Below are 14,068 nucleotides of genomic sequence, written 5' to 3'. Positions count from 1 at the left end.
GCCTCGCGGGACGTGCGGGAACTACGCGCCGGCTCCGGCGATGAAACCGACGCGGCGCTGGTCGGGCTGTGCGATCTCGACGTAGGCGATCCGGTCGACGGGGACGACGACGCGACGACCCCGCTCGTCGACCAGGGTCAGCAGGCCGTCCTTGGTGCCACCGGACATGGCCGCCGACACCTCGGCTGCGATCTCTTCAGGGGTCTTGGGACTGTCGATGACCAGCTCCCGGGGGGAGTGCTGAACACCGATCTTGACTTCCACGTGGGCGATGCCTCCTCGGTTCGCGACTGCCCCCAACGCTAGCCCAGCGGTCCCGGTCCGGACGCGCCGTTCGGGTGCGCCGTCAGCGAACGGCGGTCCGTGGTGTCAGCCGTCCACCCGCGGGAAGCCGGAGATGCCGCGCCAGGCCAGGGCCGACAGCAGGGAGACCGCCTCGTCACGGGAGACGGTGCCCTTGCTCGGCAGCCACCAGCGCGCGCTGGTCTCGGCCATGCCGGTGAGGCCCGACGCGAGCAGCAGCGCGCGCTCGGGGTCGGCGCCGGTGTCGGCGGCGATGACCTCGGCGATCGCCTCGACGCACCTGCGGGTGCCGCGGTCGACGATGGCCCGGACGTCGTCGTCGTTGCGCAGGTCGGACTCGAAGACCAGGCGGAAGGCCTCACCCTCGGCGTCGATGAAGTCGTAGTAGGCGCCCACCGCGGCATCGACCCGGGCCCGGTTGTCGTCGGTGCCGCCCATCGCCTCGGCGACCCGTTCGGCGAGCTCGGAGACGTGCTCCTCCAGCAGCGCGAGGTACAGGTCACGCTTGCCCGGGAAGTGCTGGTAGAGCACCGGCTTGCTGACCCCGGCGCGGTCGGCGATGTCGTCCATGGCCGCGGCGTGGAAGCCCTGGGCGACGAAGACGTCCTGGGCGGCGCGCAGCAACTGCAGGCGGCGAGCACTCCTCGGCAGGCGGGAGGTGCGCCGGCTGTTCGCGGCGGTCGGACGTTGCGGTTGCATGACCCCAGAGATGTTACCGGCGGGTTCACGAACCGCATGTCGCCCGGCCGGGATTACGGTCGTACGAGTGTCCGAACCATCTCCCGGCGGTTCCGTCCCCGGGGCCCTGTCGTCGCGCGCGTCCCTGTCGCGGCTCGGGTCCGTCGTCCCGCCGTGGCCCGGTGCGGGCCTCGCCGTCCGCGACGGCGAGGTCTTCCTCCGCCGGACGCCGTGGACGGGCCCCGTGGACGGGTCCGAGGGTCCCCGCGAACGTGCGCTGTACGTCCACGGCCTGGGCGGCGCCTCCACGAACTGGACCGACCTCGCGGCCCTCCTGGCCGTGCGGTTCGACGGCTGGGCGGTCGACCTGCCCGGCTTCGGCCGTTCCGCTCCGCCGCGGCGGCCCCGCTACTCCGTTCGCGGGCACCTGCGGGCGGTCGTCGACGTGCTGGAGCACGTCCGCGACGAGCCGGGCGAGGGCGCCGGCCGGCCGGTGCACCTGGTGGGCAACTCCCTCGGCGGGCTGGTCAGCGTGCTGGTCGCGAGCCGCCGTCCGGACCTGGTCTCGTCCCTGACGCTCATCTCCCCGGCGATGCCGGTCTACCGCGTCCCGGCGGCGTTCAGCCGCGCCCTGCTCCTGCTGCTGCTGCCCGGCGTCCCGTCGCTGGCCGCGCGGAGGATCGGCGGGATCACGCCGGAGGAGAGCGTCCGCGCCATGGTGGCGATGTGCTTCGGCGAACCGTCCCGCGTGCCGCCCGAGCGGCTCGAGCAGGCGGTGCAGGAGATGCGCGAACGGGCCGAGCAGCCGTGGGCCGACCGAGCACTGGTCGGCAGCATGCGCGGGCTCATCACCTCCTACCTCACGGTCGGCGCGGCGAACGCCTGGCGGGCGGCGCGGTCGCTGACGCGGCCGACGCTGGTGATCTGGGGCGGTCGCGACCGCCTCGTCGACCCGGCGCTGGGCCCGCGGCTCGCCGCCGTCGTCCCGGATGCCCGCCTGCTGGTGGTGGACGACGTCGGGCACGTCGCGATGATGGAGGCGCCGGAGGAGACCGCGCGGGCGGTCCTGGGCATGGTCGAGGCGACGGAAGGACAAGCCGGTGACGCCCGGCTGCTGTCGAGCCGCCACGGAGCGTGAGACGCTGACGCTCTGACACCGGTGCGGGACGTGGAGCGGGAGTGCGGTCAGTGGGGGGAGAGCGCCCGGCCGGCGGACGCCGTCCCGCTGCTGCCCGTCCCGTCGGCGCACGGTCGGCTCGCCCGGGCCCCCTCGTCGCCCGGTCGGTGGTCCCCGTGCCGGGACGCCGCCCCGCCGTCCGGCACCCCCGGGGACGCTTCCGCCGCTTCGTCCTCCGGTACGGGTGGCGCGCGTATGCGATCCCGCTGCTCAGCCTCGCCACGGTTCTGGTCCTGATCGACCTCGCCGTCACGCCGGCCGCCCGGCTGTCGAGCAGCGCGGCCACGGATGCCGCGCCGCAGTCGACCGCCGTGCCCACCGTGGACAGCGCGCCGATCGGCCCCGCCGAAGGGGACGTCGACGCGAGCCTTGCGCCGCAGGTGGCGGGGAAGGAGTCCTACGTCGAGCGCGGCGCCGGCACGCTGTCGGTGGTCGACGGCTCCTCGGCGGTGATGGGGTCGGGCCCGCGCAAGCGCTTCATCGTCGAGGTCGAGGACGACATCGACGTCGACGGACCCGAGTTCGCCGCCGCGGCGGAGCGGACGCTCGGGGACCCGCGCTCCTGGGGCAGCGGCGGCACGATGTCCTTCCAGCGCGTCGGTGCCGCCGAGGCCGCCGCCGGGTCGTTCGACTTCAAGGTCGCGCTGGTCAGCCCCGGGCACATGGAGACCTACTGCCCGGGCGTCGGCACCGGGGGCTACACCTCCTGCCGCTACGGCGACCGCGCCGTCATCAACCTGGCCCGGTGGACGACCGCCGTCCCCGACTACCAGGGCGACATCGCGACCTACCGGCTCTACGTCATCAACCACGAGGTGGGCCACGTGCTCGGACACGGCCACGAGCAGTGCCCGGGTGCGGGGAAGGTCGCCCCGGTCATGCAGCAGCAGACGCTGGGGCTGCAGGGCTGCGTCAAGAACGCGTGGCCTTTCCCATAGCTCCGGTACCCGGGACGCGGGAATCCTCGCCCGTGCCACGCTGTTGTCACCCGTGATCGACGGCCCCCGTGGCCGAGCCGGATGACCAGAGGAGCTCGCTCGTGTCCCTCCCACCCCTGGTGGAGCCCGCCGCCGACCTGTCGATCGACGAGGTCCGCCGCTACAGCCGCCACCTGATCATCCCCGACGTCGGGATGGACGGGCAGAAGCGGCTGAAGAACGCCAAGGTGCTCGCCGTCGGCGCCGGCGGCCTCGGCTCGCCGGTCCTGATGTACCTGGCGGCGGCCGGTGTGGGCACGCTCGGCATCGTCGAGTTCGACACCGTCGACGAGTCGAACCTGCAGCGGCAGATCATCCACGGCGTCTCCGACGTCGGCCGCTCGAAGGCCGAGAGCGCCCGGGACTCCATCAAGGAGATCAACCCGCTGGTCGACGTCCGGCTGCACGAGACGCGGCTGGACAGCGACAACGTCCTCGACATCTTCGGCCAGTACGACCTGATCGTCGACGGCACCGACAACTTCGCCACGCGCTACCTGGTCAACGACGCGTGCGTGCTGCTGGGCAAGCCCTACGTGTGGGGCTCGATCTACCGCTTCGACGGCCAGGTCTCAGTCTTTTGGAACGAGCACGGCCCGAACTACCGCGACCTGTACCCGGTCCCGCCGCCGCCCGGCATGGTCCCGTCGTGCGCCGAGGGCGGCGTGCTCGGCGTCCTCTGCGCGACGGTCGGCGCGATCCAGGCCACCGAGGCGGTCAAGCTCATCACCGGCATCGGCGAGACGCTGCTCGGCCGGCTGATGGTCTACGACGCCCTCGAGATGACGTTCCGCGAGATCAAGGTGCGCAAGGACCCCGAGGGCGAGCCGATCACCGGGCTCATCGACTACGAGGCCTTCTGCGGCGTCGTCTCGGTCGAGGCCCAGGAGGCCGCGGCGGGCTCGACGATCACCGTCGACGAGCTCAAGGACATGATGGACGCCGGCAAGGACTTCGAGCTGATCGACGTCCGGGAGCCCAACGAGTACGAGATCGTGTCGATCCCGGGCGCGAAGCTGATCCCGAAGGACGAGATCCTGTCCGGCCGGGCGCTGTCGCAGCTGCCGAACGACAAGCCGATCGTGCTGCACTGCAAGACCGGCGTCCGTTCCGCCGAGGCACTCGCCGCGGTGAAGGCGGCCGGCTTCAAGGACGCCGTCCACGTGCAGGGTGGCGTCACGGCGTGGGCGACCCGCATCGACAAGGCCCTGCCGACCTACTGATCCGCACAGCGGAAGGCCCCACCTGCCCGGCAGGTGGGGCCTTCGGCATGTTGGACTGGGCGCATGGCCCACTTCTCGCCCGTGGAGCTGCTCGAGCTCTTCCAGCGCGCCCAGAACCAGTTCACCGACCGGGTGGACGCCGTCGCGCCGGACCAGTGGGACGACGAGTCGCTGCCCGGCTGGTCGGTCGCCGACCTGGTCGCGCACCTGGTCACCGAGCACCTGTGGGTGCCGCCGCTGCTCGCCGGGGAGCCCGCGGTCGAGGGACGGTTCCCGGACGCGACCGACGACCTGCTCGGCGACGACCCGTTCACCGGCTGGGAGACCGCGGCGGACGGCGCGCTGTCGGCCTTCGCCGAGGACGACGCGCTGCTGCGCACCGTGCACCTCTCGCGCGGGCCGACCCCCGCCACCGAGTACATCCTCGAGCTGACCGCCGACCTCGTCGTGCACGCCTACGACCTCGCCGCCGCGACCGACGGCGACACGCAGCTGGACGGCGAGATGGTCACGGCGGCGCTCGTCTACGCCGACGGCCTGCCCGAGGACGGCGTGCCCGAGCTCATCGATCCGCCGCTCGACGTCCCGCGGTCCGCGCCGCCGCTGGTGCGGCTGCTCGCCCGGTACGGACGTCGTCCCTGAAAGCCTCCGCGCGAGCGTTGTCCTGGAACCGGCCGTTCCGCGGCCGGGAGTGGCCGGGTCAGGGACAACGCTCGGCCAGGATGACCTGGTGACCGATCCGGCCGACGTCGACGAGGCGGTGTTCGACGTCGTCGAGCAGATCCCGCCGGGCCGGGTGAGCACCTACGGCGCGATCGGGCGCCTGATCGGCATCGGCCCGCGGCGGGTGGCCCGGGCGCTGTCGTCCGGTGGTGGCGCCGTGCCCTGGTACCGGGTGGTGCGGGCCGACGGCACGGCCGCGGAGCCCGTGCGGGCCCGCCAGCTCGAGCTGCTCGCGGGTGAGGGCGTGCTGATGCGCGGCGGGCGGGTGGACCTCCGCGCCGTCGGCTGGCCGTGATCGGGCCCCTCGTCACATCCGCCCCGGCCGTCCCGGGTCTGTCGGACCTCCGTGCTTCCATCGAGGGGTGGCACAGCGGGGAGGTGACGACGGCCCGGTCTACCGGCTCGTTGCCGGCGACGCCGCGGGCTTCTCGGCGCCCCGGCTCGACCCCACTCAGCGGTCCGTCGTCGACCATCCAGGCGGGCCGCTGCTCGTGCTCGCAGGACCGGGCACGGGCAAGACGACGACGATCGTCGAGGCGGTCGCCGCGCGGATCGACGCCGGCATCGACCCGGAGCAGATCCTCGTCCTGACCTTCAGCCGCAAGGCCGCCGCCGAGCTGCGCACGCGGATCACCGCGCGCGTCGCGAAGACCATCCGCGAGCCGCTCGCCCGCACGTTCCACTCCTACGCCTACGGCGTCCTGCGGCGCGCGGCCCTGCTCCGGGGCGACGCCCCGCCCCGGCTGCTCACCTCCGCCGAGCAGGACGCCGTCGTCGCCGAGCTGCTGCGCGGCGACGCCGAGGAGGAAGGGGCGGTCCGCTGGCCCGCGGGCCTCGTGCCGGCTCTGGGCACCGCCGGCTTCCGGACCGAACTGCGCGAGCTGCTGCTGCGGGCCACCGAGCGCGGTGTCGGCGCCGCCCAGCTGGCCGCCTGGGGTCGGGAGTCCGGGCGCGACCACTGGGTGCACGCCGCCGCCTTCCAGGAGCAGTACGAGGCGGTCACCGCCTTCTCCACGGCCGGCCGTGGTGACGCGTCCGGCTACGACCCCGCCGAACTGGTCCGGCAGGCGATCGCCGAGCTCGACGGCGACCCGGAGTTGCTCCGCCAGGAGCGGGAGCGGGCGCGCTGGCTGTTCGTCGACGAGTACCAGGACACCGATCCGGCACAGGTCGAGCTGCTGGAACTGCTGGCCGGCGGGGGCGGCAACCTGGTCGCGGTCGGCGACCCCGACCAGGCCATCTACGCTTTCCGCGGCGCCGAGCCGCGCGGCATCGTCGAGTTCCCCGAGCGCTTCCGGCACAGCGGCGGGAAGCCGGCGGGCCGCGTCTCGCTCGGCGTGTGCCGGCGGTCCGGCGCGGAGCTGCTGCGCATCAGCCGGAGGGTGGCCGACGGGCTGCCCGGGCCGTGGGAGCACCGCCGGCTGGCGCCCGTCGAGGGCACCGAACCGGGCGCCGCGGAGGTGCACGTCTTCGGCTCGGCCGCGGTGGAGGCGGCCTACCTCGCCGATGTCCTGCGCCGCGCGCACCTGCTCGACAGCATGCCGTGGTCGCAGATGGCCGTGGTGGTGCGCACCGCCACGGCGCTCGGACCCCTCCGCCGTGCGCTCGCCTCCGCCGGCGTCCCGGTCGCCGTCTCCTCCGACGACCTCCCGCTGGCGGCCCAGCCGGCCGTCGCGCCGCTACTGAGCGCGCTGACCGCTCTCCTGCCCGCGGCCGACGGGAACGGCGCCGCGGGTCTCGACGAACCGGCGGCGGAGGCGCTGCTGGCCTCGCCGCTGGGCGGGGCGACGGTGCTCGACCTGCGCCGGCTCCGCCGCGCCGTCCGCGTGGCGTTCGCGAACCGCGGCATCGACCCCGCCGACCGGGGCGCCCCCCTGGCCACCGCCCTGGTGGACGAGGTGCTGCTCGAGTCGCTGCCCGAGCACGTCTCCCGCCCCGCCCGACGCGTCGCCGCCGTCCTGGACGCGGGCCGGGTGGCGCTGGCCCACGACGGCACGGCCGAGGACGTGCTCTGGGCGATGTGGCAGCGCAGCGGCCTCGCCGTCCGGTGGGCGCGGGCCAGCGCCGCCGGCGGTCCGTCCGGTGCGGTCGCCGACCGCGACCTGGACGCCGTCGTCGCGCTCTTCGACGCGGCCGCGGGGTTCGTCGACCGGCTGCCCTCGGCCGACGTGCGCGCCTTCGTCGCCCACCTGGGGGCCCAGGAGCTGCCCGGCGACACCGGTGCCGCCCGAGCAGTGGCGGGGGAGACGGTGCGGCTGCTCACCGCCCACGCCTCGAAGGGCCTGGAGTGGGACCTGGTCTGCGTCGCCGGCGTGCAGGAAGGCGTGTGGCCGGATCTCCGCGAGCGCACGTCGCTGCTCGGCAGCGAGGAGCTGGTGGAGCGGGTCACCGGCATCGACGGGACGAGCGTCGACCGGCGCACGCTCGCTCTCGCCGAGGAGCGGCGACTGTTCTACGTGGCGTGCACCCGGGCTCGGCGCCGGCTGCTGGTCACCGCGGTCGAGGGCGCCCTGGACGGCGCCGACGCCGGTGCGACGGCCTCCCGCTTCCTGGACCTCGTCGCCCCGCCGCCCGAGGACGGCCGGCCGCTCACCGAGCTGCCCCGCTCCCTGACGTTGCCGGCGCTGGTAGCCGATCTGCGCCGGGCGATCACCGATCCGCAGACGCCCGCCCACCGGCGCTCGGCGGCCGCCTCGGTGCTCCGGCGGCTGGCCGACGAGGGCGTCCCCGGTGCGGCGCCCGCCGGCTGGTGGGGGCTCGCACCGCTGTCGGACGACGCCCCGCTCGTCCCCGACGACGAGCCCGTCCGCGTCCGCCCGTCCTCCATCGAGACCTTCCAGCGGTGCCCCTTGAAGTGGGTGCTCAGCGCGGTGGGCGCCGAGGCGTCACCCGACACCACCCGCACGGTCGGCACCGCGGTGCACGCCGTCGCGCAGCAGGTCGCCGAGGGGCTCCCGCCCGCCGACGCGCCCGCGGTCCTGGACGCCGAACTCGACCAGCTCGACCTCGGTCCCGGCTGGTCGGACCAGCGGCAGCGGCAGTCGGCGCAGGACATGCTCGGGCGCTTCCTCGCCTGGCACGCCGCCGGCGGCCGTGAGCTCGTCGGCGTCGAGGTCGAGTTCGACGCAGCCGTGGGCCGCGCCCTCATCCGCGGCAAGGTCGACCGGCTGGAGCGTGATGCCGAGGGCCGGCTCGTGGTCGTCGACCTGAAGACCGGCAAGACGGCGGCGAAGAACACCGAGGAGCACGGGCAGCTGGCCGCCTACCAGGTCGCCGTGGCCGCGGGCGGGTTCGGCGAGCTCGGCTCGGTGCCCGGCGGGGCGGCGCTCCTGCAGGTCGGCACCGGCGCCAAGGCCAAGGAACAGCACCAGGAGCCGCTGCCCGCCGACGTGCCGCTGGCCGAGACCTGGGCCGGGGAACTGCTGCTCGAGGTGGGGGAGGGCATGGGCGGGTCGTCGTTCGAGGTGCGCACCGGCTCGCACTGCCAGCGCTGCACGGCCCGGCGCAGCTGCCCGCTCCAGGAGTCCGGCAGGCAGGTGACGGGGTGAGCCGGCGGCCGGATGAGGGACAGCTGTCCTTCGACGATCTCTTCGGTGACGCCGCCCCCGCGCCCGCCCCCGAGCGGCGGCCGCTGGACCCGGCCGAGGTGGCCGCGCGCTGCGGGCTGTCGTACGCGCCGTCGCCCGAGCAGGCGCGGGTGGTCGCCGCGCCGCCGGACCGGCCGCTGGTCGTCGTCGCGGGGGCGGGGTCCGGGAAGACGGAGACCATGGCCGCCCGGGTCTCGTGGCTGGTGGCCAACCGGCTCGTGGAGCCGGAGGCGGTCCTCGGTCTGACGTTCACCCGCAAGGCGGCCAGCGAGCTCAACGAACGGGTCCGGCTGCGCCTCGGTGCGCTCGCCCGGCACCCCGACACCGACGACGATCTCCGCCGCCGGCTCGACATCGCGCAGCCCACCGTCTCGACCTACCACGGGTACGCGGCCGCCCTGGTCGCCGAGCACGGCCTGCGGATCGGCGTCGAGCCCGGCGCCGGCGTCCTCGGGCCGGCGATGTGCTGGGGCCAGGCGGCCACCGTGGTGAGCGCCTGGACCGGGGACATGGGCGACGTCCCGCTGACCCTGCTCACCACCGTCGAGGACGTGCTGGCTCTCGCCTCGGAGCTGGGCGAGCACGACATCAGCCCCGCCGCCCTGCGCAGCTGGACCGCCCGGCTGGACGCGCAGATCGCCGGGTACGCGGACGCCCCCAAGAAGCGGGGCCCGTACGCGGTCGTCAGCGAGATGCTCGCCCGGCAGCGGGCCCGGGAGGCGCTGCTGCCGTTGGTCGAGGCGTTCGAAGCGCGCAAGCGGGCCGCGGGCGCGATCGACTACGCCGACCAGGTCGCCTACGCCGCGCGGATCGCGGTGGCCTCGGCGGAGGTCGGCCGCCGCGAGCGGGCCCGCTGGAAGGTCGTCCTGCTCGACGAGTACCAGGACACCAGCGTCGGTCAGCTCCGGATGCTCGAGGCGCTGTTCGGGCGGGACACCGGTCACCCGGTGCTCGCCGTCGGTGATCCGCGGCAGTCGATCTACGGCTGGCGAGGGGCGTCCGCCGGCACGATCGAGCGGTTCGCCCGCACCTTCCGGGGGCTGCCCGATCGTCCGGCCCAGCGGCTGACCCTCGCCACGAGCTGGCGCAACGACCGGGCCGTGCTCGCCGTCGCCAACGCGGTGTCCGGGATGCTGCCCGCGCCCGACCAGCCGCTGCCCGACCTCGCCCCGGCGCCGACGGCCGGGGGCGGCTCGGTCACGGTGGGGCTGTACGGGACGGTCGCCGAGGAGACCGAGGCCCTCGCCGACCGGCTGGCCGACTGCTGGAACGACCGATCCCACGACCGCCCGCCGACGGTCGCCGTCCTGGTTCGGGCCCGCAAGCAGCTGCCCGGTATCGCAGCCGCCCTGCGCGAGCGCGGCGTGCCGGTCGAGGTCGTCGGCCTGGGCGGGCTGCTCGAGGTGCCGGAGGTCTCCGACGTCGTCGCGACGCTGACCGTGCTGGTCGACCCCACCGCCGGTGACGCGCTGGGCCGGCTGGTCACCGGGGCGCGGTGGCGGATCGGCCCGCGCGACCTCGCCGCCCTGGAGACCCGGGCGCGCACGCTGGTCCGCACCCGCCGGCCCCCTTCGGAGGACGGCGATCCGAAGAACGCCGAACCACCGTCGGAGCGGGGCAGCATCATCGAGGCGCTCGACGACCTCGGCGGCCCCGACGCGTACTCGACCGCGGGCTACCGGCGGCTGCGCCGGCTCGGGGCGGAGCTCGGGCACCTGCGCACCCGGCTCAGCGAGTCACTGCCCGACCTGGTCGACGAGGTGGCCCGCACCCTCGGCCTGGAGACCGAGCTGGCGAGCGCGCCCGGCGTCAGTCCCGCCGGCGCGCGAGCCCACCTGGATGCCCTGCACGGTGTCGCTGCCGAGTTCACCGAGCTGGCCGAGCTGCCGTCCCTGCCCGCCTTCCTCGCCTACCTGCGCGACGCCGAGGAGCGGGAGCGCGGACTCGAACCGGGCGAGGTGGCGGTCAACCCCGAGGCGGTCCAGCTGCTCACCGGCCACTCCAGCAAGGGCCTGGAGTGGGACGTCGTCGCCGTCCCCGGCATGACGAAGGACCAGTTCCCGGCCAAGGCCGACACCAGCGACTCCTGGATCAAGGACCCGGGCGCGGTGCCGGCCGAGCTCCGGCTGACCGACCGCGAGGAGCTGCCCCGGCTGCGGCTGCCGGTGCCCGGTTCCGGCGACCAGGCCGCGGTGAAGAATGCCCTGGAGGACTACGTCCAGGAGTGGAAGGACTTCGGGACGTCCGAGGAGATCCGCCTGGGCTACGTCGCGGTCACCCGGGCCCGGCACCTGCTGCTGTGCTCGGGCAGCTGGTGGCGCGACGGCAAGACGGTGTGCGGCCCCTCGTCGCTGCTCACCACCGTGCGCGCCGCCTGCGAGGCCGGTGCGGGCCAGGTCGTGCACTGGGCGGAACAGCCCGCGGACGACGCGACCAACCCGGCACTCGAGGAGTGGCCGGTCGGGCAGTGGCCCGCCGACCCGCTCACGTCCGGACGGCGTCGCGCGCTGAGCGCCGCCGCCGACCTGGTGACCGCCGCGGCACCGCATCCGCTGGACCCGTCGCTGGTCCTCGCCGGCGGCGATCCGCTGGTCGAGCAGTGGGTGCGGGACGCCGACCTGCTGCTCCGGGAACGGGCGCGGCACGCCAGCCCCACCGTCGACGTGCCGTTGCCTTCACACCTGTCGGTGTCCGCGCTCGTGACGCTGCGCCGCGATCCCGCCGAGCTGGCCCGCCGGCTGCGGCGGCCGATGCCTGCGGCGCCCGCACCCCAGGCCCGCCGGGGCACGGCGTTCCACACCTGGCTGGAGGAACGGTTCGGGGCGGCCAAGCTGGTCGACCTCGATGAGCTGCCCGGTTCGGGCGACGAGTTCGCAGCCCCGGACGGCGCACTGGCGGAGCTGCAGGACGCGTTCCTGGCCAGCGAGTGGGCCGACCGCCAGCCGCTCGAGGTCGAGGTGCCGTTCGAAACGCCGCTCGGGCCGCTGACCCTGCGGGGGCGGATGGACGCCGTCTACGCCGACGAGGGCGGCAACTACGAGATCATCGACTGGAAGACCGGACCGCCGCCGTCCGGCGCCGAGCTCGCCGCCGCGGCCGTGCAGTTGGCCGCCTACCGGTTGGGCTGGTCGCGGCTGACCGGCGTGCCGGTCGAGCGGGTCAGCGCGGGCTTCCACCACGTCGCCGCAAAGGAGACCCTTCGCCCGGTCGACCTGCTGGACGAGCCCGGCCTGCTCGCCCTAGTCACCGGCACGGGCGAGTGATGCCGGGCGGCGCGGGAATCGCCCTACCGGAGGCGCTCGAGGGCGCCCACGATGGGGCCATGGCTGAGCCCCGGCCGGTACCCACGACCGCGGACGGCGCGCGGGCAGTACCGGACCGGCCCGGCGTCCGCGCCGCCGAGCGCATGCCTGCGCTGGACAACCTCCGGGTCGGGCTGATCGCCGCGGTGATCGTCATCCACGGGGTGATGGGGTACGCCGCGTTCATCGACGGCTGGCCGTATGCCGACGTGCAGGAGGTCCACCTGCCCGACGCCGCGGTCATCGTCGTCTTCGCTCTCTTCGCGCCGGTCGGCCTGTTCATGATGGCCCTGCTGTTCCTCGTCGCCGGCCTCCTGACCGCGCCGTCGGTCGACCGGAAGGGCGCAGCCCGGTTCGCGCGTGCTCGGCTGCTGCGCCTGGGCGTCCCGTTCGCCGTGTTCGCCCTTCTCGTGTGGCCCGGCCTCCTCTACGGGCTCTACCGGCCGCTAGGGCACACGCGCCTGGGCTACTGGGAGTTCTTCCTGGGCACCTTTCCCGACACCGGACCGCTCTGGTTCGTCGGTGTCCTGCTCCTGCTCTCCCTGGGTTACGCCGGCCTCCGCGGCATGCACCGGCCCCAGGCGCCCGCGGCCGGGCCGATCACCACGAGCGGCCTGCTCGTCGTCGCGGCGGTGGTCGCGCTGTCGTCCTTCCTGATCCGGCTGGCCTATCCGTACGCCGGCGCGACTCCGCTGGATCTCAACGAATGGCAGTGGCCGGAGTGCATCGCGCTGTTCGCCCTCGGGATCGCCGGCTTCCGGCGGGGCTGGCTGACCGGCGTGCCGGAGGGTCTGCGGCGCGCCGCCGCGCGGGTCACGGCCGTCGGCGGTGCGGCCCTCGCGGTCTTCCTGCTGGTCGCCCTCGCCCTGGGCGAGCCCGAGGAGAACTTCCTGGGTGGCCCGCATTGGCCGGCCGCGACCGTGGCATGCCTGGAGGGGGTCCTGACCGTGTTCGGCTCGATCTGGCTGTTCTCCGTCGCCCAGCGCCGGTGGAACCGGTCGACGGCGATCAGCAGAGCACTCGGGCGCAGCGCGTTCGCAGCCTTCGTCGTCCACCCGGTCCTGCTGGTCGCCCTGGCGCTCGCGATGCGGCCCGTGCCCGTCGGGGCCGACCTCAGGGCGTCAGTGGTGGTGGTCGGGGGGGTGACCCTCTCGTTCGGGCTGGGGCACCTCCTCGTCTCACGGGTGCATGCGGTCGCCCGCGTCCTGTGATCTCAGGCGGTGGACACCCGGTCGAGGATGGCCGCGGCGAGCTGCTCGGGAGCCTGCTCCGGGATCCAGTGCGTGATGCCGGGCAGCTCGACGAAGCGGTAGTCCCCGGTCACGTAGTTCGCGCACGCCTCGGCGGCGGTGCGGCCGATTGCCACGTCGCCGTCGCTCCAGACGTACGTCGTCGGCACGGCCACCGGATCCACTCGGTCGGCCGAGCTCATCGCGCGGTACCAGTTCAGCGCCGCGGTGAGGGCGCCCGGCGCCGACAGGACCGCCACGTACTGGTCGATCGCCTCGGCGGGAATCCCGGTCTCGCCCTCCCCGCCGGCGAGCATCCGGCGCAGCCGTCGTCCGTCCTCCTCCAGCAGCACCTCCTCGGCCTTCCCCGGCTGCCAGAAGAGCCGGATGTAGCCCGACCGCTCCTTCTGCTCGGGATCGGTCCGGTAGGCCACCGTGTACGCCGCCGGATGGGGCACCGAGACGGCCGTCAGCGACCGCACCCGGTCGGGATGCCAGCCGGCGAGCGCCCAGGCCACGTTCGCGCCCCAGTCGTGCCCGACGACGTCGGCGACGGGTAGGTCGAGCGCCGTCATCAGGTCGGCCGTCACCTGGGCGAGGTTCGGCGTCGAGTAGGCCGCGACCTCGTCGGGTCGCGCGCCTGGGGAGTAGCCCAACTGGTCGGGCGCGTACGTCCGCAGGCCGGCGCGGCTGAGCAGCGGCGTCACCGCCGCCCAGGACAGCGAGGTCTCCGGGAAGCCGTGCAGCAGCAGCACCGGCCGCCCGTCCGGGGGCCCGTCGACCCGCACGTCGAAGGTCAGATCACCGACGTCGACCTGCTGAATCTCTCCCGGCATGGGGTGGACGCTAGCCCGGCACTACCGTCGGTG

General features: G+C 74.6%; 11 protein-coding genes. 8 read left to right on the top strand and 3 right to left on the bottom strand.

Annotation, left to right across the window (positions count from 1 at the left end; all coding sequences use genetic code 11):
* Positions 1-21 precede the first annotated feature (21 nt).
* On the bottom strand, positions 22-264 hold the full coding sequence (locus tag AC2H4J_RS15155) for a DUF3107 domain-containing protein (RefSeq protein ID WP_487465698.1): 243 nt from the start codon (positions 262-264) through the stop codon (positions 22-24).
* 105 nt (positions 265-369) lie between these two features.
* Positions 370-1,002, bottom strand: coding sequence for a TetR/AcrR family transcriptional regulator (locus AC2H4J_RS15150; RefSeq protein WP_487465697.1), 633 nt, complete (start codon positions 1,000-1,002; stop codon positions 370-372).
* A gap of 67 nt (positions 1,003-1,069) precedes the next feature.
* Here AC2H4J_RS15150 and AC2H4J_RS15145 point away from each other — a divergent pair, with 67 nt between their 5' ends.
* From AC2H4J_RS15145 to AC2H4J_RS15110, 8 genes are all read left to right on the top strand, one after another.
* Positions 1,070-2,119, top strand: a complete 1,050-nt coding sequence (locus AC2H4J_RS15145) for an alpha/beta fold hydrolase (protein ID WP_487465696.1) — start codon at positions 1,070-1,072, stop codon at positions 2,117-2,119.
* A gap of 155 nt (positions 2,120-2,274) precedes the next feature.
* Positions 2,275-3,096, top strand: a complete 822-nt coding sequence (locus tag AC2H4J_RS15140) for a DUF3152 domain-containing protein (protein WP_487465695.1) — start codon at positions 2,275-2,277, stop codon at positions 3,094-3,096.
* Between the two features lie 101 nt (positions 3,097-3,197).
* Positions 3,198-4,358, top strand: a complete 1,161-nt coding sequence (gene moeZ / locus AC2H4J_RS15135) for an adenylyltransferase/sulfurtransferase MoeZ (RefSeq protein WP_487465694.1) — start codon at positions 3,198-3,200, stop codon at positions 4,356-4,358.
* A 63-nt stretch (positions 4,359-4,421) separates the two neighbouring features.
* Positions 4,422-5,000, top strand: coding sequence for a TIGR03086 family metal-binding protein (locus tag AC2H4J_RS15130; RefSeq protein ID WP_487465693.1), 579 nt, complete (start codon positions 4,422-4,424; stop codon positions 4,998-5,000).
* Between the two features lie 88 nt (positions 5,001-5,088).
* Positions 5,089-5,376 carry an MGMT family protein gene (locus tag AC2H4J_RS15125; protein ID WP_487465692.1) on the top strand — a complete coding sequence of 96 codons (288 nt, stop codon included), beginning with the start codon at positions 5,089-5,091 and terminating at the stop codon, positions 5,374-5,376.
* A 67-nt stretch (positions 5,377-5,443) separates the two neighbouring features.
* Entirely contained in the window at positions 5,444-8,629 is a 3,186-nt protein-coding gene (locus tag AC2H4J_RS15120) for an ATP-dependent helicase (protein WP_487465691.1), read from the top strand.
* Positions 8,626-11,931: an ATP-dependent helicase gene (locus AC2H4J_RS15115; RefSeq protein WP_487465690.1), complete on the top strand. Its 3,306-nt coding sequence runs from the start codon at positions 8,626-8,628 to the stop codon at positions 11,929-11,931. Before AC2H4J_RS15120 ends, AC2H4J_RS15115 begins: the two co-directional genes overlap by 4 nt.
* A gap of 59 nt (positions 11,932-11,990) precedes the next feature.
* Positions 11,991-13,181 (top strand): acyltransferase family protein, encoded by a 1,191-nt coding sequence (locus AC2H4J_RS15110; protein ID WP_487465689.1) that lies wholly within the window; start codon positions 11,991-11,993, stop codon positions 13,179-13,181.
* A 2-nt stretch (positions 13,182-13,183) separates the two neighbouring features.
* On the opposite strand, the gene AC2H4J_RS15105 is transcribed toward AC2H4J_RS15110, so the two are convergent.
* Positions 13,184-14,035: an alpha/beta fold hydrolase gene (locus AC2H4J_RS15105; protein WP_487465688.1), complete on the bottom strand. Its 852-nt coding sequence runs from the start codon at positions 14,033-14,035 to the stop codon at positions 13,184-13,186.
* Between the last annotated feature and the right edge of the window lie 33 nt (positions 14,036-14,068).

The sequence above is a fragment of the Blastococcus sp. OS1-29 genome (assembly GCF_057628075.1).
This window is presented reverse-complemented; position numbering and strand designations above follow the sequence as displayed.